A 21,815-nucleotide genomic window follows, 5' to 3' on the forward strand; every position below is an offset into this window, starting at 1 on the left:
TTAGCGTTTCACCCTGAAAATCCAAGTTTTATCCGGGTATTTGCCATAATACTTGCTATCTCTGGCTTTTCTGGCTTCTTCGATGGTATTGAAACGTTTCAGATAGACGTAATTATAGCCGTTTAGCTCCCTGTAGAATGATTTGGGCTCAAGTCCCTTTTCATTCAAGGTCTTCATGAAGTTTTCAAAGTACTTTTTGGTTCCGAACACATTGGCAATAAGATAGAACCCCGGTTGAAGTCCGTCTGCAGTCAGTACTTCCTCATATTTTTCACCTGGTTTTATTTCAACCTTTTCTTCACTGATTTTAGCAATACTGTCTTTTTTGCGTTGGTCAGCCAATAATTGCCGTTCTAGCCTTTGGGCGGTAGCGATTGAATCTTGCGCTCTTTTCAATTGTGCTGCTGCTAAATCGGCTTTTGCAATGGAGTCTTGTTCCATCCTCAACCTCTTGGCAGCCTCTTCTACCCGTACGATGGAATCACTGATCTTTTTGGCCCGTTCGACCATGGCAATCGAATCTTGCTCCCTTTTCAATTGTGCGGCCACCAAATTGGCCTTCGCAATGGAGTCTTGTGCTATCCTCAACCTCTTGGCGGCCTCTTCTGCCCGTACGATGGAGTCATTGATCTTTTTGGCCCGTTCGACAATGGCAATCGAATCTTGAACCTTTCTATTGTACTCTGCCCTAGCAATCGAATCTTGAATTTGTTGCGCTCTGGCCAACTCGGCTTCCCGTTGTCTCAGTTTTTCATCCTCAGCACCAGTGTCAAGAACCTCTTGCTGTTCATCTTTCTGTGGTTTTGTCTCGTCTGCCACCAAGTCTTCCTCTTCAACTTCTACCACTTCTCTTCTAGAATTGGCATTACCAAAATGATAAGATGCCACTAATTCAAAAGTGGAATTCTCGTCGCTCAATGCAGAATCAGTGGCGAACTCGAACAAACCGCCGATAGAAAACTTTTTGAAAAGGGTCACCCCTGCCCCACCAGACAGACCATAAAAGCTGTTATAACCGCCCTGTGCCCAAAAAATGGAAGTCGCCAACAGGGCATTGATGCCGATCTGGGTATCGGCATCGGGCACCGACCGAAGATAGAGCATAGGTCTTACATACGATTCGCCCGCAGCAGCGAAAAGCTGAACTGGCAAATCATAGCTCAACAATCCTGAAAAAATAGTACCTGTACTCTCCCTATCATTGTTGCTCAAATTAACTTCCAAGGCATTTTCTAAAGCCATGGCAATGGCAAAATCTCCTGATTGCAGACGCACGCCCGGTGTCATTTGCAAAACAAAACTATCAGAGGTTTCCAATTGGGGCAGGTCGAGCTCATCATCTGACAAAAAACGATCATCGGCCAATTCTTGTTGAAAAGCCAATACATTGGCCCCTACGGTAAGTCTGGTACCATTGCCCACATCAAACGAATGGGCATAATTGCCAATACCACCGGTATTCAAAAAAATACCTGTATTATGCTGTAAAAATCCAATGCCAAAAGTAGATTCGGGTGTAATCGCCCCTGAATAATCAAAAAAAAGTGTCGTGGGGTTGCCATCTATGGTCTGCCATTGCCAGCGTGTCCAAGTAGAAAGAGCATTCGGATTGTTCCAATCCAATGAAAAAGTCGGATTGAACAAACTGGCGTTGAACCTGGTCAAATTGTGCTGTCGCAAATCTTCGGGCAATGAGACCTCTTGGGCCACGATTGTTGCTGATATACAGAGTAACACGCAAAATCCGAAGACATTTCGCATAAGAATGTGAAAATTAATACTATTTTTAACTAAATCTTAAAGTAGGAAAACGGACATGACAAGTACCATAAAACTAAAAAATTTATTTAAGGTTTTTATTTTTTCTTTCTCATTTCTTCTATTTTTTTCGTGCAAGGATTCCGCTGACAAGAGAAACCTCAATACAGAACCCGTCATCACCACTTTCTATTTGATAAGGCATGCTGAAAAAGATAGGGAAGACCCAAATAACCCAGATCCTGAACTCAACCAAGATGGATTGACCAGGGCCCTAAAATGGGCCGAAGTCTTTAACCCTATAATGCTTGATGCCATTTATTCGACCAACTATGAGAGAACCTCAATGACCGCTGCACCTACTTCGGTAAAGAAAGATATCAATATTCAATACCATGACCCCAGTACCTTGGATATCGAGGAGTTCAAATTACAAAACCAAGGGTTGAATGTATTGATCGTGGGCCACAGCAATACCACGCCGATGTTGGTCAACCGGTTATTGGGCATCGAAAAGTACAATCAGATGGATGACGCCGATAACAGTAGTATGTATATCGTGAGAATCATCGATGGCGAGGCCACTGATATCTTATTGAATATGCACTAATCAATTTTAGTGGCCTTGACATCTTTAAGTTCAATTTTCGAAAGCAGTTCAAGCGCCCCTGACAAAAACAGGCTGTCGATTTTATAGATATCTGCAGTTTTCTCTTTGGGCTTGTAATTATTGTAATCGACAAATCGAATACCGTTTACATAACGTTCGTTGAAGGCTTCCCGAAATCTGATGCCCCCGCCATTGACATGAAACTCGTAGGCTAAATAGTCGGGCTTAAAGGTTTCTTTGTCAAACCAGTAGATATAGATATCTTCAAAATCATCGCCCCCATTTTCCCTATCAAAGGTAATCTGTACTTTGTAATAGTCTTTTTCTTTTAAGGTGGACTCGCCCAACAGTTTCTTATTGACCGCCTTATCATTCAAACCATACGGAAGCCTCACGAAATAATGCACTGAGTTTACAGAATTGGCATAGCGGTTCGCCACGCTATCGGGCAGTTGAATCAAACTATCGTTGAAAAATCGCTGTAACTTTCCTTTAGCCAACACATCGGTGATCGTTACAGAGTCCGTTTCAAAAATTCGCTTAAGCACTTTTTTGCCCTCGTTTTGGCCAGATACGTAAGCCTTGTCCCTAAAAACAAAAAAAACGTCATGGGAATCGAACAATTTTCCTCCTGATGCTTCTATTGATTTATCGATGATTTGCTGTGCGTTCAGCCTTTCTTTTGTGGCATCATGGCAAGAAACAAAAAACAAAAGTGTTGCAATGGCAAGATATTTCATTTGATTGTTTTATACAGGGAGTTCGTAAAAAACCCCAAAACATTACAAATCTGTTTATTTTTGTGCCCCATGCAGAAAAACATCAATATAAAGAACAAAAGGGCGCGTTTCGACTACGAAATCCTTGACAAATATACAGCGGGTATCGTATTATCGGGCACAGAGATCAAATCGATTCGTCTGGGCAAGGCCTCTTTGTCTCAAAGTTTCTGTGAATTCAATGATAAGGGCGAATTGTTCGTCATCAATATGCAGATCGATGAGTATAGCCATGGCACCCATTACAACCACCGGCCCAAAGCCGAGAGAAAACTCTTGCTCAACAAAGGGGAGCTCAAGAAATTACAAAAAGAAGTAACGACTTCTGGCCTTACCATCATACCCTTGAATCTTTTCATAAATGATAGAGGGTTGGCCAAAGTGAATATTGGGCTTGCACGCGGTAAAAAGCTTTATGACAAGCGTGAGACCATCAAGGAAAGGGAAAACAAACGAAACCTGTCGCGTATCAAGAAGAACTACAACGGTTGATTTTAGTTTTTATCTTCAAGAAGTGGAACAAAACGAAAGGCGCCCAATTCTTTTTTCTCGAACTTTTTTTCAGATTTGCGTTCAAAGAGCACCATGGTCTGTTCTTCCACACCAACGGGTATGACCAACCTACCCCCTACTTTCAACTGTGATAGCAATGTCTTTGGCACCTTGGGTGCACCTGCCGTTACTATTATTCCATCAAAAGGAGCATCTTCGGGCAAACCTTTATACCCATCGCCAAAAACCAGTTTTTTAGGCCTGTAGCCCATTTTCTCGAAAAAGAGCTTCGTCTTTTTAAATAGTTCTTGTTGGCGTTCAATGGTGTACACTTTCGCGTTTAGTTTCAATAAAACGGCTGTCTGGTAACCGCTACCCGTGCCAATTTCAAGAATTTTGTTCCCTGGCCTTACCTGCAGAAGCTCTGTTTGATAGGCTACGGTATAGGGTTGCGAAATAGTTTGGTCAGCACCGATCGGGAATGCCTTATCTTGATAGGCATGGTCTTCAAAACCACTATCTAAAAAAAGGTGTCGGGGCACGGTTTTGATGGCCTCCAAGACTTTTTGATCTTTAATGCCCTTGCTGGCCACCACTTCGGCCAACTGGTTGCGCATGCCCTTATGCTTATGTGTGTCTCTCACTTTGTTGGTTTGGTCAAGCGAATTTAAAAAGTTCTGTTAGAACTTTGACACCCATGGTTTCGATTTAAGTGTATAGATATGTATTTTTGACGAAAATGGATATTATGCTGAAAGCAGGTGTGCTCGGCGCGGGCCATTTAGGAAAAATACATCTTCGTTTGCTCAACGAGTCGCAGCACTATGAATTGGTAGGTTTTTACGACCCTGACGAGATCAATGCCAAAAAAGTGGCCGATGAATTTGGGTACAAACATTTTGACAACATCAATGCTCTCATCGATGCCGTTGATATGGTAGATATCGTCACCCCGACCCTTTCGCATTATGACTGTGCGAAAAAAGCCATTGAAAAAGGCAAGCACATCTTCATTGAAAAACCGGTGACCAATACGCTTGAAGAAGCCGAAGAGCTCATCAAACTCAAAAATAAAAAGGGCATTAAGGCCCAGGTCGGGCATGTCGAAAGGTTCAATCCGGCCTTTTTGGCCGTAAAAGATGAGATTGCAGATCCTATGTTCATCGAGACGCACCGTTTGGCAGAGTTCAACCCCAGGGGCACCGATGTGCCCGTGGTACTCGATTTGATGATACATGACATCGATGCCATTTTGAGCGTGGTCAATGCCGATGTAAAAGAAATCAATGCCAGTGGGGTATCGGTGATCAGTGACTCGCCCGATATAGCCAACGCCCGTATTGCCTTTGAAAATGGCTGCGTGGCCAATCTTACCGCTAGCCGCATTTCGTTGAAGAACATGCGCAAGTCTAGGTTCTTTCAACGAGATGCCTACATTTCCGTAGACTTTTTGGAGAAGAAAGTAGAGGTCGTCAAAATGAAGGATGCCCCTGAAAACCCAGGTGATTTTGACATGATCCTGCAAAATGCCGAAGGCGAGAAAAAACAGATATATTTTGAGAATCCTGATATACGGCCCAATAATGCCATTATGCAAGAGCTCGAAACCTTCGCGGTGGCCATACAAGACAATACGGAACCCATCGTGACTTTAGAGCAAGGCGCCAATGCACTTCGTGTGGCGTTACAGGTAATCAACTCATTCAACAGAGAATAATGAAAAACATTGCAGTCATCGGGGCAGGCACCATGGGCAACGGCATTGCCCATGTATTCGCCCAAAACGGCCATCAGGTAAACCTTATCGATATTTCTGAAGATTCCCTAGAAAAAGGTCTGGCCACCATCAATAAAAACTTAGACCGGATGTTGGCCAAGGAAGCCATTTCTGAGGAAACCAAAAAGCTGACAATCCAGAACATATCAACCCATACGGTGCTGAATGATGGGGTCAAGAATGTAGATTTGGTCATCGAAGCCGCGACAGAGAACATTGAGATAAAACTTGGCATTTTCAGGGAACTGGATGCAATCTGTGCTGCGTCCACTATTTTGGCCACCAATACCTCTTCCATCTCTATCACACAGATCGCCGCAGCTACGAAAAGGCCCGAAAAAGTCATTGGAATGCATTTTATGAATCCGGTGCCCATCATGAAATTGGTCGAGATCATCAGGGGCTACAGCACCTCAGATGAAGTGACCAAAACGATTATGGAACTTTCAAAAGAACTGGGGAAAACGCCCACTGAGGTGAATGACTACCCTGGTTTTGTGGCCAATCGAATCTTGATGCCCATGATCAACGAAGCGATCGAGACATTGTACAACGGCGTAGCAGGTGTCAAAGAGATCGATACAGTGATGAAGTTGGGCATGGCCCACCCTATGGGACCTTTGCAATTGGCAGATTTCATCGGACTCGATGTTTGTCTCTCGATTTTGAATGTGATGTTCGAGGGGTTCAAAAATTCGAAATATGCCCCTTGCCCCCTTTTGGTCAATATGGTCATGGCCGACAAATTGGGCATAAAATCAGGAGAAGGCTTTTACGATTATTCTGAATCGCGAAAGGCAGAAAAAGTAGCACCCCAATTCAGCTAGATGGCCATCGTTAGACCTTTCAAGGCCATACGACCTGTGCGGGACAAAGCTCCCTTTGTGGCCTCTCGCTCATACGAAGAATATAGCGCCGATGAACTACGATCGGTAATGAGGTATAATCCCTTTTCGTTTTTGCATATCATCAATCCGGGATACAAATTCAATAAATCGATAAGGGGATCTGAACGGTTCAAATTGGTGCGCAACCGATATCTTGAGTTTTTGGAGAACAATATTTTCATAAAAGATGAATCGACCTGTTTCTACCTCTACCAGATCGGTAAGGAAAATTTCAAAAGTCTGGGCCTTTTCTGTGCCACCAGCGTGGTCGATTATCAAAAAGGTATTATCAAAAAGCATGAAGATACCATCCTTAAACGGGAAAAGCTCTTTGCAGATTACCTCGAAACCGTTGGTTTCAATGCTGAACCAGTGCTGATGACCTATCCTGACAATGAGACCATCTCTTCCATCTTAAAAAAAGAGATGCAGCAATTACCAGAATACGACTTCACCACTACAGATAAGATCAGCCATCGCCTTTGGAAAATCGATGACCGGAACACCATCGAGACCTTACAGGGAATTTTTTCTGAAATGGATAGTCTGTACATCGCTGACGGCCATCACAGAATTGCCTCATCTGCTCTTTTCGCCAAGAGAAAAAAGGCTAAAAATGAGGCACATACCGGCAAAGAAGCCTATAATTTTTTTATGAGCTACCTGATTCCCGAGTCGGAGATCAAGATTTATGAGTTCAACCGTATGGTGAAAGATTTGAACGGACTTTCGAAAAAGGAGTTTTTGATACAGCTTGATGAACATTTTAGAATCGAAGAACATAAAGACAATCTTTACCGGCCTTCCAAGAAACATCATTTCAGTATGTACCTAGAGGGGGTGTTTTACTCTTTGTACTTAAGAAAGAGGCTATATCAGTTCACCGATGCCCTCAATAGGTTAGATACCCAAATTCTGTACAAGACCATACTAGAGCCCATTTTAGGCATTCAAGACTTGCGAAATGACAAACGTATCGCCTACGGATATGGCAAGTACAACCTCATCAAAATGAAAGATAGCATCGACAGGGGTGATTTTGCGGTAGGGTTCAGCCTTTTGCCCATAACCTTTCAAGAGATAAAGGATATTGCCGATGCAGGTTTGGTGATGCCCCCCAAAAGCACGTATATTGAACCCAAATTACGAAGTGGGTTGACGATTTATGAGCTTTGAACAATGTCGATAAAAGCAAATATTCTACACATCAAAAATAGTTTGTCAGATCATGCGGCCCTGGTCGCGGTCACAAAGACAAAATCAACCGTAGAAATTCTCGAGGCCTACGATACCGGGCATCGTGTTTTTGGTGAAAACCGAATTCAGGAAATGACCGAAAAATGGAAAGCCTTGCCAAAAGACATCGAATGGCATATGATCGGCCACGTACAACGCAACAAGGTAAAATACATGGCTGAATACGTGTCATTGGTACATGGGGTCGACAGTTTCAGGTTGTTGAAGGAGATTGACAAACAGGCCAAGAAATATGACCGTGTGATTGCTTGCTTGTTTCAGATGCACATTGCTGAAGAAGATACCAAGTTCGGACTTGATGAGGAAGAGCTCCATGAAATTTTATCTTCGGCAGAATTCAAATCCCTTGAAAATGTCAACATCAAGGGACTAATGGGGATGGCCACCTTTACCAACGATGAGAACCAAGTCAGAAAAGAATTCCGATATTTAAAAACTATTTTCGACAACGTAAAAGAGCGACTTACCGATTGTACCATTCTATCGATGGGCATGAGCGGTGATTACAAAATCGCCATTGAAGAGGGCAGCAATATGGTGCGCATCGGAAGTAGTATTTTTGGGACCAGAAACTATTAGACCGTATGTACGCCATACTGGACATCGAAAGTACCGGAGGAAAATACAACGAAGAGGGCATCATAGAGATAGCCATATACCGTTTCGATGGTCATGAGGTCGTTGATAGGTTCATCAGTTTGGTGAACCCTGAGCGTGAGATACAGCCCTATGTTGCCAACCTTACGGGAATCAAAAACAAAATGCTGCGCACAGCGCCCAAATTTCATCAGGTGGCCAAACGCATCGTTGAGATTACGGAAAATACTGTTTTGGTGGCCCATAACGCCCAGTTCGATTACCGGATACTCAGAACCGAATTCAGAAGGCTGGGCTATGATTTTCAAAGAAAAACCCTCTGCACAGTTGACCTATCGAAAAAACTGCTTCCCGAGGCCGAATCACATAGTCTCGGCAAGTTGGTACGTTCATTGGGCATTGCGGTCAGCGACCGTCACCGGGCAAACGGTGATGCCACCGCCACCTTGAAGCTTTTTAAATTACTGTTGGCCAAAGACACCGACAAATCGATTTTAAAAGATTTGGTGCGGGCAGAATCTTTAGGGGAACTGTCGCCCAGACAATTGGATATGGTCGAAGAGATGCCATCTGAGACCGGTGTCTACTATCTGCACAACAAAGAAGGGGAAATCATTTTCATCGGAAAGTCAAAAAACATCAAAAAGCGGGTAAACCAACATTTTACCAATGTCGGAAAGCTGGCCAGAGCCCTGCAAAAAGAGACCAAAAAAGTTTCTTACGAAAAAACCGGAAGCGAATTGGCCGCTTTGTTGAAAGAGTACCATGAGGTGAAAAAGAACATTCCCCAGTACAACAAAAAATACGTCTATAACGGTTATTCCCATGGAGTATATATCAACACAGACGCTAAGGGCTTTTTGAACTTCACCGCAGCAAGGGCCAATGGTCAGGTGGCCAGATTGAGCAGTTTTGGCTCAATGAAGGCTTCCAAAAACTTTCTGGTGCAACTCAATGAAAAATATCAGCTAACCGAAAGAAATTCACAAGAAGAACACAATAAAAAGGTTCAAGGCATCTTAAAAAAGTACAGCACCGAAAACAGAGATCTCATATTGATCGATAGAGGGAGGCAAACGGGCGAACGAAGTGTGTTTCTTATCAAAAAGGGCATGTTCAAAGGCTTTACCTTTGTTGATTTGAACCATCAAATCAATAATATTCATATCTTAGAATCGTTGATTACCCCGATGCAAGGCGATGCCCATACCACACATGTCATTGAATCGTACCTGAGAAAAGAAAAGGCCTTAAAGATTGTTGAACTGAATCAGTAATCACTAAAAGTGGAAAAATCAAACAAAAGCTGGAGAGCAAAACTTCATGAGGTGATTTATGGCACCCATACCCCAGCGGGCAAAATGTTTGATATCATCTTATTGATAGTGATCCTCTACAGTATCATTGTGGTAATGCTAGAGAGCGTGCCACGTTTTGACATCAAATACCATAGGTTTCTTGATATCTCAGAATGGATCGTAACCATACTTTTTACCGTAGAGTATATTTTGAGAATCATCTGCATCAAAAAGCCCAGCAAGTACATTTTCAGCTTTTTCGGGGTCGTTGATTTTCTTTCGACCATTCCCAAATACCTATCTTTTTTCTTGGTAGGTTCACAGTACATTACCGCTTTTCGTGCTTTACGATTATTACGGGTCTTTAGAATTCTGAAGCTCGTGCGCTTCGTCGGAGAATCGAACAACCTGCTTAGGGCCCTTAGGGCGAGTAGGGCAAAGATTTTCATTTTTGTATTCTTTGTTTTGATTGTTTCGGTGCTTTTGGGTACGGTCATGTATTTGGTCGAAGGTCCCGAACACGGCTTTAACAGCATTCCGCATAGTATTTATTGGACGATTGTCACACTCACCACGGTCGGCTATGGCGATATTTCACCTGAAACGGGTTTCGGGCAATTTCTTGCTACACTTATCATGATCATTGGCTATGGAATCATCGCAGTGCCCACGGGAATTGTATCAGCAGAATATACCCGATCTACTAAAAAGCGGGATGTTGAAAGCAATGGCAGAAGCTGCTCAGACTGCGGGTGTGAAATTCAACGTGATGATGCCAAATTTTGCAGAAAATGTGGCCATAAATTAGATGATTGATGTATGGAAGGAAAAGTCCTTGTGTGCGTCGTCGGCCCCACGGCCATAGGCAAGACCAGGTTGGCCATTGCCTTGGCGCTACATTTTGAGACCGAAATTATCTCGGCCGATTCGCGTCAGTTCTATAGGGAAATGACCATAGGCACCGCAGTGCCGTCAGAAGAGGAGCTGCATGCGGTGCCCCATCATTTCATACAGCACAAAAGTATTTTTGAACCCTATTCCGTCGGTGATTTCGAACAAGATGCCCTCGCCCTATTAAAAAAATTGTTCCAGACAAAAGATGTTGTCATTATGGTCGGGGGCAGTGGTCTTTATGTGGATGCAGTGGTCAAAGGCCTTGACGACTTTCCTGAAATTGACCCAAGTGTACGTCGATCATTGGTCTCTGCATTGAAGGAAAAAGGCATAGGGTATCTACAAGAAGAGCTGAAACAACATGACCCCGAACATTACAAAAACGTAGATCTTCAAAACCCGCATCGCCTAATTCGTGCCCTTGAGGTTTGCTTGGTCTCTAAAAAACCGTATTCCTCTTTTCTCAAAAAAAGGAAAGCAAAACGATTCTTTAAAACCATATATACGGGATTACATGCAGATAGACCGGTCATTTATGACCGCATCGACCGAAGGGTAGACCTGATGCTCGCCAATGGATTGGTAGAAGAAGCCAAATCACTATTTGAACACAAAGCGCTGAATGCATTGCAAACCGTTGGCTATAAAGAGTTGTTTGCACATTTCGGGGGGCATGGGTCTTATGAAGAAGCTGTTTCAGAAATCAAGAAGAACACCAGAAGGTTTGCCAAACGGCAATTGACATGGTATCGAAAGAACGAGAACATTCTCTGGGTCAATTACGACCAGACCACTGAAAAAATTGTAAAAAAGCTTGAAAGTCGAATCAAAGCGCTGTGCGATGACTGACTCAAAACGAATCTTCTTTGTCATGGGCGTCTCTGGAACGGGAAAAACTACCGTGGGAAAGCTGTTGGCACAAACACTATCCATCTCCTTTTTTGATGGAGATGATTACCATCCGAAAGAAAACATTGAAAAGATGGCCTCTGGTGTGCCCCTCAACGATGATGATCGGGCCGGATGGCTGAAAAGTCTAAACGATTTGGCCAAAGAACAAGTGTCCAACGGGTGTGTAATCGCTTGTTCTGCACTGAAAAAAAAGTATCGAGACATTCTTTCAGAGGGCATTGGTCAGTTTGTACGTTTCGTTTATCTGAAAGGGTCGATATCTGAGATACGGGAAAGGTTAGAAAACAGAAAAGGGCATTTCATGCCCAAAACCCTTCTACAATCGCAATTTGATGCCCTAGAACCCCCAGAAGGTGGTATTACCGCCTTGATCAGCGCTTCGCCAGAAGAAATTGTCAGACAGGTGCTTGAGAAAATAAAAAGCTGACGACGAAGAATGCTTTGAGCTTTTTCAAAAAAGAAAAACCGTCCTCTAAGAAGACGGTTCTTTTGGTCAAAGACCTATTGTTCTTTATTTCTCCTTTTCAGATTTTACGACCAATCTGAAACCTTCTCCGTGAATGTTCAAGATTTCGACCACATCATCACGCTTTAGATATTTTCTGAGTTTGGCAATATACACATCCATGCTTCTTGATGTGAAGTAATTGTCATCTCTCCAAATCTTGGTAAGTGCCAATTCTCTGGGCATCAAATCATTTTCATGCAAGGCCAAAAGCCTCAAAAGCTCATTTTCTTTTGGTGACAGTTTAATGGGGTCCTCATCTTTATACTTTAAGAACCTCAATTTCGAATTCAAATGAAAATTGCCTATCTGAAACTCAAATTGCTTGCTGTCTGCCAAAGTGTTCGATGCCTTTCTTTGAAGTATAGCTTTAAGTTTCATCAACAGTACCTCTGAATCAAAAGGCTTGTTGAGATAATCATCGGCACCAGCTTTGTAACCCTTCAGCACATCTTCTTTCATGGTTTTGGCGGTCAGAAAGATTATGGGCACGTTTTCATTCTTTTCACGAATTTCCTTTGCTAGTGTAAAGCCGTCTTTATAGGGCATCATGACATCTAATATGCAGACATCAAAATTGTCTTTTTTGAATTTCTCAAATCCCTCCATGCCGTTTTTGGCTAAAACAACGTCAAATTTGTTCATAGAAAGATAATCTTTCAACACAATGCCAAAATTGGGATCATCTTCAACTAAAAGTATTTTTTTGTTCTCTGTTTCCATAGTTTTTATATTAGTGGAAGTTTGATGTAGAAAGTACTGCCTTTTCCTTTCTCGCTTTCTGCATAAACCTCTCCCTGATGGTCTTCTATAATTTTCTTTACGTAGGCCAGGCCGAGGCCATGTCCCTTAACGTTATGTATGTCACCGGTATGTTCTCGGTAGAATTTCTCAAAAACCTTTTTTAGCACTACCTTGCTCATACCTGCCCCCTGATCTTGAACTTTTATGATCAGATGGTTCTTTACAACTTCAGTGTACACATCAATTTTAGGGGCATCTGGTGAGTACTTCACCGCGTTGTCCAAAATATTGACCATAACATTGGTCATATGCATTTCGTTGGCCAAAATTTCTGCCCTAGGGGCTTCTAGATTTGTTTTGACATAGCCTCCCCTATCTTTTACGATCAATTCGACATGCGCCACCGCATCACCAATAATGTCGTGGGCATCTACCCTATCCTTACTGATATCCAATTGGTTTTTCTCCAATTTTGATATTCTGAGAACATTCTCGACCTGGGCATGCATACGCTTGTTTTCATCTTTTATCATACCCAGATAGCGGAGTACCTTGTCTTTATCCTCAATTGACTGCGGATTTCGAATGGCCTCCACTGCCAAATTGATGGTAGCTATCGGCGTCTTGAACTCATGGGTCATGTTGTTTATAAAATCAGACTTTATTTCTGATATCTGCTTTTGCTTGATTAACTGATAAATAGCACTTGAATAGGCAATTACAATGACCAGTGTAAAAATCAAAGACAATGCCGCCATACCCATTATCGATTCCAACAAAAACTTTTTCTTCTTTGGAAAAGTAAGCAGCAATGAAAAGTTGGTCTTGCCCTCACTATCTTTAAGAATGGGTGCCTTATATAGTGTTGATTCTGAAAATTTGAATTTTCTAGATTTAATCTTTGTCGGATAACCGCTACTGTACACCCCATATTCATAGTCGATGTCAATGCCCCTATTGTTTAGCTCACGGCCGAGCAACAACTCAAGTTCATGCTTTGAAACCCGCTTATGAATAGGCACTTTTTTGGCTTCTTCCATAAAGACATCTTCGAATTGGGCTTTTTCCATATTGCTCAGCCCGCCCAATTTTTCCAATTTTTGAATGGGGGTCAACTTATAACGCTTTCCATCCAGGCCGTAATCTTCTTTTAGGACGATCTTGGTACGCTTACTGGTATAATTTTTAATCGTAGTGGTGTCTTCGCTACTGAAATTGTCAAAGAACGTTGATGTTATGCCATAGTCTTCTTCGAGGATGCCGTGGGAATAAAAGAGAATCTCATTGGAGTTCAAATCCCTATCAACAAAGAAGAAATTCTTAAGCTGGGTAGCCTTTGGATTTCCAATACTGTCAATCAAGGTTGCCAACCTATCAAAATACTCCTTCCTCTCTCTGCTCTCAACTTTGTTGGCCACCTTGTCCAACACATCGGCCACAGCATTTGAGAATTGCTCCTCCTTATCCTCTACCGAGGTTTTGATCCAATAACCTTGGACAAAAATTATCCCAATAAGGGACAAACTCATAAGAATGACGAGAAGAACAAACAGCTTCTTGTTCATTGCCGTAAAATTAGAAATTTAACATTCAGGCCCTTTTCCGTTTAACCTAACCTTAACAAAAATGTTAAATTTTTCGTTCTTGAAAGATTTTCAAAAGTTCTGAATGAATACGTCCGACCTTTTTCTTGGTGGTTTCAAGGTCATTGTTTTCAATCACAAAATCTGAACACTCGATTTTCGATTTATCGTCCAATTGATTTTTAATCCTTGCCATGACCTCTTCTTCAGAAACCCCATCCCGGTCAGTGACCCGCTTGATTCGTGCCGTCTTGGGGGCAGTGACCAAAATAATCTTGTCGTAGCGGTCTTGCATCTCATTTTCAAAAATGAGTGCGGTCTCTTGAATGACATAGGGGGCGTCTTGCACTGACATCCAATCAAAAAAATGATCTTTGACCGCAGGGTGCACAATTTGGTTGAGCTGAGCGAGCAATTGTTTGTCACCAAACACTCTTTCAGCTATTAATTTGCGGTTCAGTCGACCTTTTGTATAGGCTAGCTCTCCAAAAAGTTCAATAATCGCGTTACGCACGGTCTTTGAAGAGTGCATCAATTTTTTGGCCTCTTCATCCGATTCATATACAGGCACACCCAATTGCCTGAACATTTCTGCGACCGTAGTCTTACCACTACCTATGCCCCCTGTTAGACCAACCAACATTATTTTGTCTTTTCAAGAATAAATTGAACTTGATTCTCTCGTAGCTTTACATCATAAACATTTTCTGGCTTTTTATCAAGTTTCAACAACATGTGGCTAGACGCCCTTGCATTTTCATAATCGGCGATGACCTCAAAATCTTTGTCGGTCAAATCGCGTAAACGGTCCACTGCCGCCTTACATACCACTGCTACCGTGTTAGGAAAAATCTTGATGTCAAACTGCTCAGGTAGATTGACCACTTTGATGGGTATATCAAATACTTTCTCGGAAAATCGTACGATTTTACCGGCAATTCTAACCTTGGTATGTGATAATTCGCTATTCTGTATTTGTTCTGGCATTGACAACCTGAGTTCTTGTGAAAAATCGGAAGAAAGCTCTTTCAGTTCCAAATCTACCGTTGAAATCTCTGTTACCCCATCGATTTCTACTCCCGGACCCTTTAAGATAACGGTATCGGGCTCAATTTGTAACGGTCCCTCCAAGAAATAGTTTTGACTTAACTGCAACGAGACTCTTGGTTTTACAGGTACTTTTTTGGCAGCCACCTTATAGAGGTCGATATAGAGTAAATTGTGCTCTACCTCTATCAAAGAAGTACTTTTGGCCAATTGCGTCTCCAAGCTTTTTTTTAGTTGCAGTGCGTCCACAAAATATTTTGAGTCGTTCTCTTGTACTGTCGATAAATCAAGGGTAATGCCCTTTAGGTTTAAGTTATAGTACAAAAACTGAAAACCATTTGCCTTTAGCTTTGCGGTAATCGTATTGTTTGCATCTTTTGTGAGTAAAAGCGTATCGGGCAGATTGGAATAGTTCACATTGAAAGTAACCCTCGACTCATAGGGCTCAGACAACTTGCTGATAAGCCATATGACAAACGAACAGGCCAAGAAGATAAGAAATACCTTGACCTTACGTCTGTTCAGATTGCTGAATATTTCTTTTAGCACGGGCTCGAATTCTTAAAAAACAACTTTGGAAACAACTCTTCGGGCTGTTTACCACTAAAGTTAACCAAGATCGTGGACTTGACGAAACCCCATCCATAACCTATAAACTGGATCAAGGTGGCATAAATGGACAAAAAACCTACAATGAGGCTTCCATTTTTTATACTGGAATGAATAAAAACCAACGAAAAATATAGCAGGTATAATGCCAATGGTTCATAGAAACCTTTAATCGTTATCGCAACAGAAAACAGTAACCCTATAACAAAAACAGTGGGAAACCAATAGGTCAATTTCACTGTGGTCGGGTGCCATTTGTTCAGAATGGGGCGAACCATTCCGAACTTGTTGACCTGCTTGTAAAACTTGGCCCAATCAATGCGCCGCTTGTGAAAAACGTAGGCATTTTCGAGTAGCCGTGACCCATAGCCCAATCGCCAGACCCGAAAGGTGAGGTCTGGATCCTCGCCCGGATGAATGTTACCAAAACCATTGGTTTTTTGGAAGACTTCCTTTGAAAGTCCCATGTTGAAACTTCTGGGTTGAAATTTGTCAATGGCCGTTTTGTTTCCGCGAATTCCTCCCGTGGTCAACGTAGAGGTCATGGCATAGTTGATGGCTTTTTGGGTTACGGTGAATGATTTATGGGCAGTATCTGGCCCGCCAAAGCAATGCACAAAATCTTTATGAAGTTCCCTATTCACTTCACCCAGATAGTGCGGTGGCAATAGGCAATCAGAATCCAAAATGATAAAATAGTCACCCTTGGCATGTTTCATACCATAGTTTCTCGAGTCTCCTGGACCTGTATTCTCTTTTTGAAAATAGGCAATGGTAAGTCGCCCACGGTATTTTTCTATGACATCTGTCGCAGTCTCAGTGGAACCATCTTCGACAATGACCACTTCAAAATCTTCATCAAAATCTTGATCGACAAGGCTTTGCAACAGCTCATCTACCTCTATGGGTCGATTGAACACAGGAATGATTATCGAAAAATATAGCTCCATCAAAAACAGAAAAGCCATCCGCCTTGGGCAGATGGCCGAATGAAATTTTGTAGTTGCCCGTTACTTTGAAAACTCATCAATGACTTCTTGGCTAACCCCTGTATTTGAAAAACCCCCGTCATGAAAAAGGTTCTGCATGGTCACTTTCTTCGTCAAATCTGAAAACAGGGTAACGGTATAGTTGGCGCAATCCAATGCCGAGGCATTGCCCAAGGGCGACATTTTTTCGGCATAGTTGATAAAACCATCAAATCCTTTTACGCCCTGGCCTGCAGTTGTGGGCGTAGGCGATTGTGAAATGGTGTTCACACGTACCTTTTTCTCCTTTCCGAAGAAATAGCCGAAACTACGGGCCACAGACTCTAAATAGGCCTTGTTGTCGGCCATATCGTTGTAATCAGGAAAGGTTCGCTGCGCGGCCATATAGGTCAACGCCACAATACTGCCCCATTCATTCATGGCATCGGCCTTGTACAGCGCTTGCATCACTTTATGGAAAGAAAGCGCCGAGACATCCCAGCCCTTCGCGGTGAAGCCATAGTTTTCGTCAGTATATGCCCTACCCTTGCGAACATTTACAGACATGCCGATGGAGTGCAGTACAAAATCCAATTTACCGCCCAGAATCTCCATTGCCCTTGAAACCAAATTGACAAGGTCTTCTTCGTTGGTTGCATCTGCAGGAATGATTTCTGAACCGGTTTTCTTCGCCAGCTCATTGATTTGGCCCATGCGCATGGCGATGGGTGCATTGGTCAGCACAAATTCACCACCTTCTTCATGAACACGTTCAGCGGTTTTCCATGCGATGGAGTTTTCATCCAACGCACCAAAAATAATCCCTTTCTTTCCTTTGAGTAAATTATGTACCATATCGTAAATCGGTTTGGTGTGGGCAAAGATAGCAAGTTTAACGGGTTTCTCTTGCTTCTTGTTTCCATTGTTTATGAACCCGTTGTGAGCTCAATACCCCTCAAGGAACTTGCAACAATTGTTTGGCATGTGCCAAAGCGGAATCTGACATGTTCTTGCCCCCCAACATCTCGGCCAATTCAACCACCCGTTCATCTTCGGTAAGCTTCTTGATTCGTGTCATGGTCTTGCCGTCAAACTCTTCTTTGAAGACCTTGAACTGGGTCTCTCCCTTTGAGGCGACCTGTGGTAAGTGTGTGATCGAAAAGACCTGCATAGAACGGCTCATCTGTTCCATTATATTGGCCATGGTATTCGATATTTCTCCCGATACACCAGTATCTATTTCATCGAAAATCATGGTGGGCAGGCGTTCATATTTGGCCAAAATCGATTTGATGGTCAACATAATGCGGGAGAGCTCGCCTCCAGAGGCTACTTTTTTCAATTCCCCGTAGTCTGATCCCTTGTTCGCCGAAAATTGAAAAATCAGGTCATCTCTACCGTTCAATCTAAAATTGTCACTGGCTTCCAACACAATCTTGAACGTGGCCGAGGGCATCCCCAAATGAGATAGTTTATCTTGAAGCATGTTCTTCAGTTTCGGAATCACGGCATTTCTATTTTCCCGAAGGGAAACTGCCAGTTTGTGCAATACGGCTTCTTTGTCCTCGACAGCTTTTTGTGCCGATGTAATCTGCGCTTCAAGATTTTCGACCTTACCGACTTTTTCTGACAGTGCTTCTCGAATCGCTATAAGTTCTTGAATATTGGCTGCTTGATGCTTTTTCTGTAAATCGTACAACATTTGTAGCTGGGTGTTGACCTCTTGCAACCTTTGGGGGTTCACCTCTACCCCGCCCCTCAATATGTCCATTTCTGATGAAAGGTCATCCAGTTCAATCATTACCGACTGTATTCGCCCATACAGAGATTCAAAATTGTTTCCATACCCTGAGATGTTTTGAACCGCCCGCTTTAGCTCTTCCAATCTGGTAAGAATGCCCAGCTGCTCGTCATTTAGCAGCTGATCGCTCTGCGATAATGTCTCTAGAATTGATTCGACATTGCTCAACTGTTCGTATTCTTCTTCGAGTTCAATTTGCAAACCTTCCCTCAAGTCGGTCGATTGGAGCTCATGCAATAAAAAACTGTTGTAATCGTGTTCTTTTATTGCTTGCGATTGAAAATCCAATAGCGATCGTAGGTCACGTTGCGCCGCTTTATACCCGTCAAGAACTTGTCGGTAATCATCTAAAAGGTTATCGTTGTTGGCCAAGGCATCGACCACTTTCAACTGAAATTCGTTTTCGGTCAGTCGCAAGGTCTGATGTTGCGAATGCACATCCACCAAACTATTTCCCAGCGAAGAAAGTATGTCAAGTGTAACAGGTGAATCGTTAATGAAGGCGCGTGATTTTCCGCTCGGATGTATTTCCCTTCTTAAAATGGTCTGTCTATCATAATCAAGATCGTTTTCCTTAAAAAATGGTTGCAGGCCATAGTTGTCAATTTCAAACTCGGCCTCGACAATACATTTTTGTTCTTTGTTTCGTAAAGAAGACAGGTCGGCACGTTTACCCAATACCAAAGAGAGGGCTCCCAAGAGAATGGACTTGCCCGCCCCTGTCTCGCCCGTAATAGTAACAAAACCAGTAGGAAACGACACATTTAGGTCGTCAATCAGCGCATAGTTTTTTATGGAAAGGTTTGTCAGCACCTATTTTTACGTAATAGGCGTAAAGATAAAGGTCTTTATAGAAAATGGCTAGTAATTTATCGCATTCCAAGTACTGGAATAAAACGGGGCCACCTTGTTCAGGGTTTCTTTCAGCTTCACGATATCGACCTTGGGGCCGTCGGAGAAGATGTTCTGAATTTCTTCAGCCTTTGCATCAAAAAAAGTCTGTAGCAGAAAGGCGTTTGGCCGACGCTTGATAAGGGTTTCGAAAAGCCTCAGGCTTCCGGCGATGACCTGTTTGCCCGTACTATTGTTATCTGCCAAGATATCAAGGCCCTTTCGATGATAGTTGTACATGGCAATTCGATATTCCCTAAAAGAGTTTGACAACAGGTCGTCAACCAGTTCAAATCGTGTACGTTCGCCGGTCTCTTGGCCCCATCCTGAAAAATTGGTGCCCTGCGCCTGGGTAACGATGTTCTGTGCGTTGCGAAAAAACTCATCGCCTCCTTCGAGAGAAAAGGTATCGGCATCCAACCCTAAAATCATATACACATAATATGAAATCACCCCCACCAAATTGGAGTCAAATGAATTGGGGTTATAGACCAAGGGCTCAAACTCTTGGTAAATAAAATTAAAGGCATTGTCTTTATAGTTGAACACCGGGCTCTCATACGAAGAGTTGAAAACAGGTCGGCTGGACTGTATTTGGATGTTTGCCTCAAACTGATCTGATTCATATCGTGTGACCGTGATGAATATTCGGGCACTGACCCGTTCATTTTCTTTATAGACCCGGTCTGTCCACTTGGTTTTATTGATAAAATCGGTCAGTGAGCGCTCCAGCGTCTTGAAAATCTGCTGATTGGTCTGCCCCACTTGGTCAGAGTTGACCGTAACCGCACAATCCAATTCTTGCGCATTTACGAATTGAAGCGCAAAAACACCAAAAAAAAGGAGCAACAGCCTATGCATTGATTCTAACGATGATTTCTTTCCAAATATCGGAAGCCACTTCAGACTTCGTCTTTACTTCAAACGGTTTAACCGTCAGATTCTTGTCCATGAACGTAATTTTGTTGGTGCCTTGGCCAAAACCGGCTCCCTCGTCATTTAAGGAATTCAAGACAATGGCATCTAAATTCTTCCGTTGAAGTTTGCCCTTCGCATTCTCTAGTTCATTTTCGGTCTCTAATGCAAAGCCCACTAAATATTGCCGTTTTTTCTTTTCACCCATTGAGCGAAGAATATCTTTATTGCGCACCAATGTAAGGCCCAAGTCACCCGCTTCTTTTTTGATTTTTTGTTCAGAAACATCTTTTGGACGGTAATCGGCCACCGCGGCGGCGGCAATGGCCACATCGACATTCTCAAAATGTTCGTGTACTTTTTGGTACATCTCTTCTGCAGTGGTGACCCGAACTACTTCGATGTTCGAATGCTCAGCAGACAAACTGGTGGGCCCGGATACCAAAACGACGGTCGCGCCCAAATCGGCAGCTTTCTTGGCCAATTCAAAGCCCATGGTACCCGAAGAGCGGTTGCCCAAGAACCGTACAGGATCAATGGGCTCGTGGGTCGGACCTGCGGTTATCAATACTTTTTTGTTGCTTAGGGGTAGCCCAGAGCGAAGAAAATCTTCCAAAAAATGTACAATGGCCTCTGGTTCGGCCATACGGCCTTCGCCAAAGAGTCCGCTCGCAAGCTCGCCCGATTCTGCCGGGATCATTACATTGCCGAACGATTGCAATTTTTTAAATGTTTCCTTTGTGGATGGATGTTGGTACATATCCAAGTCCATGGCCGGAGCGAAGAATACAGGGCATTTCGCCGAAAGATAGGTCGCCAACAATAGGTTGTCACAAGTACCATGGGCCATTTTAGACAGCGTGTTCGCCGTAGCCGGTGCAATAAGCATCATATCGGCCCAAAGGCCCAACTCTACATGGTTGTTCCACGAAAGGCTTCCATCTTCCTCATTGATAAAATCCATCAAAACAGGATTCTTCGAAAGCGTTGAAAGTGTCAGGGGCGAAACAAAAGAGCTGGCACTTTGGGTCATTGTAATCTTGACCGCTGCACCAGCTTTTATGAGTAATCTCGTAAGAAAGGTGGTCTTGTAAGCGGCGATTCCTCCGGTAATGCCCAAGAGAATGTTTTTACCGCGCAACATACCTATTCTTCGTTATCTTCCTTTTCGGTATTTCGATGATAAATCTTGTCTTCAAGCCATTCTTGAACGGCCAATGCATGGGGCTTGGGAAGCTTTTCATAGAATTTGGAAACCTCAATCTGCTCTTTGTTCTCAAAGACTTCCTCAAGACTATCGCTATACGTCGCGAATTCTTCCAGTTTTTCCAACAATTCTTTTTTAATCTCAGAATTTATCTGAATGGCCCTTTTCGACACGATGGAGATAGCCTCGTAGATGTTGTCCGTTTTTTCATCGAACACATTCTTGTTATAAGTGAGGGTGGTCACTGGTGCTTTGGTATTTTTTAAATCGTTCATATTATTGAT

At 42.9% G+C, this 21,815-nt stretch carries 23 protein-coding genes; 10 read left to right on the forward strand and 13 right to left on the reverse strand.

Annotated features, from left to right (window positions below; genetic code table 11):
- Positions 1-1,761, reverse strand: coding sequence for a PorP/SprF family type IX secretion system membrane protein (locus tag L0P89_RS16735; protein WP_235266269.1), 1,761 nt, complete (start codon positions 1,759-1,761; stop codon positions 1-3).
- Between the two features lie 55 nt (positions 1,762-1,816).
- Between L0P89_RS16735 and L0P89_RS16740 the strand changes: the two genes are divergently transcribed.
- Entirely contained in the window at positions 1,817-2,368 is a 552-nt protein-coding gene (locus L0P89_RS16740) for a SixA phosphatase family protein (protein WP_235266270.1), read from the forward strand.
- Here the strand turns inward: L0P89_RS16740 and L0P89_RS16745 are convergent.
- Positions 2,365-3,108: a DUF6503 family protein gene (locus tag L0P89_RS16745; RefSeq protein ID WP_235266271.1), complete on the reverse strand. Its 744-nt coding sequence runs from the start codon at positions 3,106-3,108 to the stop codon at positions 2,365-2,367. The two genes, L0P89_RS16740 and L0P89_RS16745, sit on opposite strands and share 4 nt — an antisense overlap.
- A 69-nt stretch (positions 3,109-3,177) precedes the next feature.
- Between L0P89_RS16745 and smpB the strand changes: the two genes are divergently transcribed.
- The gene (gene smpB / locus L0P89_RS16750; RefSeq protein ID WP_235266273.1) at positions 3,178-3,639 is read left to right on the forward strand and encodes an SsrA-binding protein SmpB; all 462 of its coding nucleotides are present in this window, start codon (positions 3,178-3,180) and stop codon (positions 3,637-3,639) included.
- Positions 3,640-3,641: 2 nt separating this feature from the next.
- Here the strand turns inward: smpB and L0P89_RS16755 are convergent, their stop codons facing one another.
- Positions 3,642-4,283 carry a protein-L-isoaspartate(D-aspartate) O-methyltransferase gene (locus L0P89_RS16755; protein WP_235266275.1) on the reverse strand — a complete coding sequence of 214 codons (642 nt, stop codon included), beginning with the start codon at positions 4,281-4,283 and terminating at the stop codon, positions 3,642-3,644.
- 104 nt (positions 4,284-4,387) lie between these two features.
- Here L0P89_RS16755 and L0P89_RS16760 point away from each other — a divergent pair, with 104 nt between their 5' ends.
- From L0P89_RS16760 to L0P89_RS16795, 8 genes are read left to right on the forward strand one after another with little or no spacing between them, the layout of a single operon-like run.
- Complete coding sequence (locus tag L0P89_RS16760; protein ID WP_235266276.1) at positions 4,388-5,356, forward strand: Gfo/Idh/MocA family protein; 969 nt, start codon at positions 4,388-4,390, stop codon at positions 5,354-5,356.
- Complete coding sequence (locus L0P89_RS16765) at positions 5,356-6,243, forward strand: 3-hydroxyacyl-CoA dehydrogenase family protein (RefSeq protein WP_235266278.1); 888 nt, start codon at positions 5,356-5,358, stop codon at positions 6,241-6,243. Before L0P89_RS16760 ends, L0P89_RS16765 begins: the two co-directional genes overlap by 1 nt.
- Positions 6,244-7,479: a DUF1015 domain-containing protein gene (locus tag L0P89_RS16770; protein WP_235266279.1), complete on the forward strand. Its 1,236-nt coding sequence runs from the start codon at positions 6,244-6,246 to the stop codon at positions 7,477-7,479.
- A gap of 3 nt (positions 7,480-7,482) precedes the next feature.
- Positions 7,483-8,139 carry a YggS family pyridoxal phosphate-dependent enzyme gene (locus L0P89_RS16775; RefSeq protein ID WP_235266280.1) on the forward strand — a complete coding sequence of 219 codons (657 nt, stop codon included), beginning with the start codon at positions 7,483-7,485 and terminating at the stop codon, positions 8,137-8,139.
- Positions 8,140-8,144: 5 nt separating this feature from the next.
- Entirely contained in the window at positions 8,145-9,434 is a 1,290-nt protein-coding gene (locus L0P89_RS16780) for an exonuclease domain-containing protein (protein WP_235266282.1), read from the forward strand.
- A 9-nt stretch (positions 9,435-9,443) separates the two neighbouring features.
- Positions 9,444-10,271, forward strand: coding sequence for an ion transporter (locus L0P89_RS16785; protein WP_235266284.1), 828 nt, complete (start codon positions 9,444-9,446; stop codon positions 10,269-10,271).
- A gap of 3 nt (positions 10,272-10,274) precedes the next feature.
- Positions 10,275-11,198, forward strand: coding sequence for a tRNA (adenosine(37)-N6)-dimethylallyltransferase MiaA (gene miaA / locus L0P89_RS16790; protein ID WP_235266286.1), 924 nt, complete (start codon positions 10,275-10,277; stop codon positions 11,196-11,198).
- The gene (locus L0P89_RS16795) at positions 11,191-11,688 is read left to right on the forward strand and encodes a gluconokinase (RefSeq protein ID WP_235266287.1); all 498 of its coding nucleotides are present in this window, start codon (positions 11,191-11,193) and stop codon (positions 11,686-11,688) included. The genes miaA and L0P89_RS16795 overlap by 8 nt, the downstream gene beginning before the upstream one ends.
- An 84-nt stretch (positions 11,689-11,772) precedes the next feature.
- Here the strand turns inward: L0P89_RS16795 and L0P89_RS16800 are convergent, their stop codons facing one another.
- From L0P89_RS16800 to L0P89_RS16845, 10 genes are all read right to left on the reverse strand, one after another.
- Positions 11,773-12,489: a response regulator transcription factor gene (locus tag L0P89_RS16800; protein WP_235266289.1), complete on the reverse strand. Its 717-nt coding sequence runs from the start codon at positions 12,487-12,489 to the stop codon at positions 11,773-11,775.
- A gap of 5 nt (positions 12,490-12,494) precedes the next feature.
- Positions 12,495-14,075, reverse strand: a complete 1,581-nt coding sequence (locus tag L0P89_RS16805; RefSeq protein WP_235266291.1) for a sensor histidine kinase — start codon at positions 14,073-14,075, stop codon at positions 12,495-12,497.
- A gap of 64 nt (positions 14,076-14,139) precedes the next feature.
- Positions 14,140-14,736: a dephospho-CoA kinase gene (gene coaE / locus L0P89_RS16810; protein WP_313790935.1), complete on the reverse strand. Its 597-nt coding sequence runs from the start codon at positions 14,734-14,736 to the stop codon at positions 14,140-14,142.
- Entirely contained in the window at positions 14,736-15,689 is a 954-nt protein-coding gene (locus L0P89_RS16815; protein WP_235266292.1) for a YbbR-like domain-containing protein, read from the reverse strand. Before L0P89_RS16815 ends, coaE begins: the two co-directional genes overlap by 1 nt.
- Complete coding sequence (locus L0P89_RS16820) at positions 15,683-16,699, reverse strand: glycosyltransferase (protein WP_235268066.1); 1,017 nt, start codon at positions 16,697-16,699, stop codon at positions 15,683-15,685. Before L0P89_RS16820 ends, L0P89_RS16815 begins: the two co-directional genes overlap by 7 nt.
- Positions 16,700-16,759: 60 nt before the next feature.
- Positions 16,760-17,572, reverse strand: coding sequence for an enoyl-ACP reductase (locus L0P89_RS16825; protein WP_235266294.1), 813 nt, complete (start codon positions 17,570-17,572; stop codon positions 16,760-16,762).
- Between the two features lie 100 nt (positions 17,573-17,672).
- Positions 17,673-19,331 (reverse strand): DNA repair protein RecN, encoded by a 1,659-nt coding sequence (recN, locus tag L0P89_RS16830; protein ID WP_235266296.1) that lies wholly within the window; start codon positions 19,329-19,331, stop codon positions 17,673-17,675.
- Between the two features lie 48 nt (positions 19,332-19,379).
- On the reverse strand, positions 19,380-20,270 hold the full coding sequence (locus L0P89_RS16835) for a DUF4835 family protein (RefSeq protein ID WP_235266298.1): 891 nt from the start codon (positions 20,268-20,270) through the stop codon (positions 19,380-19,382).
- Positions 20,263-21,468 (reverse strand): bifunctional phosphopantothenoylcysteine decarboxylase/phosphopantothenate--cysteine ligase CoaBC, encoded by a 1,206-nt coding sequence (gene coaBC, locus L0P89_RS16840; RefSeq protein ID WP_235266305.1) that lies wholly within the window; start codon positions 21,466-21,468, stop codon positions 20,263-20,265. The genes L0P89_RS16835 and coaBC overlap by 8 nt, the downstream gene beginning before the upstream one ends.
- A 2-nt stretch (positions 21,469-21,470) precedes the next feature.
- Positions 21,471-21,806: a DNA-directed RNA polymerase subunit omega gene (locus L0P89_RS16845; protein WP_235266307.1), complete on the reverse strand. Its 336-nt coding sequence runs from the start codon at positions 21,804-21,806 to the stop codon at positions 21,471-21,473.
- Positions 21,807-21,815: the final 9 nt, after the last annotated feature.

Source organism: Muricauda sp. SCSIO 65647 (assembly GCF_021534965.1).
Lineage (GTDB): Bacteria > Bacteroidota > Bacteroidia > Flavobacteriales > Flavobacteriaceae > Flagellimonas_A.

Bases quoted from the DNA above. Each gene is read 5' to 3' on its own strand.
- L0P89_RS16825 (WP_235266294.1), bottom strand. From the start codon at position 17,572: ATGGTACATAATTTACTCAAAGGAAAGAAAGGGATTATTTTTGGTGCG.
- L0P89_RS16760 (WP_235266276.1), top strand. From the start codon at position 4,388: ATGCTGAAAGCAGGTGTGCTCGGCGCGGGCCATTTAGGAAAAATACAT.
- L0P89_RS16780 (WP_235266282.1), top strand. From the start codon at position 8,145: ATGTACGCCATACTGGACATCGAAAGTACCGGAGGAAAATACAACGAA.
- coaE (WP_313790935.1), bottom strand. From the start codon at position 14,736: ATGTTGGTTGGTCTAACAGGGGGCATAGGTAGTGGTAAGACTACGGTC.
- coaBC (WP_235266305.1), bottom strand. From the start codon at position 21,468: ATGTTGCGCGGTAAAAACATTCTCTTGGGCATTACCGGAGGAATCGCC.
- L0P89_RS16805 (WP_235266291.1), bottom strand. From the start codon at position 14,075: ATGAACAAGAAGCTGTTTGTTCTTCTCGTCATTCTTATGAGTTTGTCC.
- miaA (WP_235266286.1), top strand. From the start codon at position 10,275: ATGGAAGGAAAAGTCCTTGTGTGCGTCGTCGGCCCCACGGCCATAGGC.
- L0P89_RS16795 (WP_235266287.1), top strand. From the start codon at position 11,191: ATGACTGACTCAAAACGAATCTTCTTTGTCATGGGCGTCTCTGGAACG.
- L0P89_RS16800 (WP_235266289.1), bottom strand. From the start codon at position 12,489: ATGGAAACAGAGAACAAAAAAATACTTTTAGTTGAAGATGATCCCAAT.
- L0P89_RS16835 (WP_235266298.1), bottom strand. From the start codon at position 20,270: ATGCATAGGCTGTTGCTCCTTTTTTTTGGTGTTTTTGCGCTTCAATTC.
- L0P89_RS16775 (WP_235266280.1), top strand. From the start codon at position 7,483: ATGTCGATAAAAGCAAATATTCTACACATCAAAAATAGTTTGTCAGAT.
- L0P89_RS16765 (WP_235266278.1), top strand. From the start codon at position 5,356: ATGAAAAACATTGCAGTCATCGGGGCAGGCACCATGGGCAACGGCATT.
- L0P89_RS16820 (WP_235268066.1), bottom strand. From the start codon at position 16,699: ATGGAGCTATATTTTTCGATAATCATTCCTGTGTTCAATCGACCCATA.
- L0P89_RS16745 (WP_235266271.1), bottom strand. From the start codon at position 3,108: ATGAAATATCTTGCCATTGCAACACTTTTGTTTTTTGTTTCTTGCCAT.
- smpB (WP_235266273.1), top strand. From the start codon at position 3,178: ATGCAGAAAAACATCAATATAAAGAACAAAAGGGCGCGTTTCGACTAC.
- L0P89_RS16735 (WP_235266269.1), bottom strand. From the start codon at position 1,761: ATGCGAAATGTCTTCGGATTTTGCGTGTTACTCTGTATATCAGCAACA.
- L0P89_RS16740 (WP_235266270.1), top strand. From the start codon at position 1,817: ATGACAAGTACCATAAAACTAAAAAATTTATTTAAGGTTTTTATTTTT.
- L0P89_RS16845 (WP_235266307.1), bottom strand. From the start codon at position 21,806: ATGAACGATTTAAAAAATACCAAAGCACCAGTGACCACCCTCACTTAT.
- L0P89_RS16770 (WP_235266279.1), top strand. From the start codon at position 6,244: ATGGCCATCGTTAGACCTTTCAAGGCCATACGACCTGTGCGGGACAAA.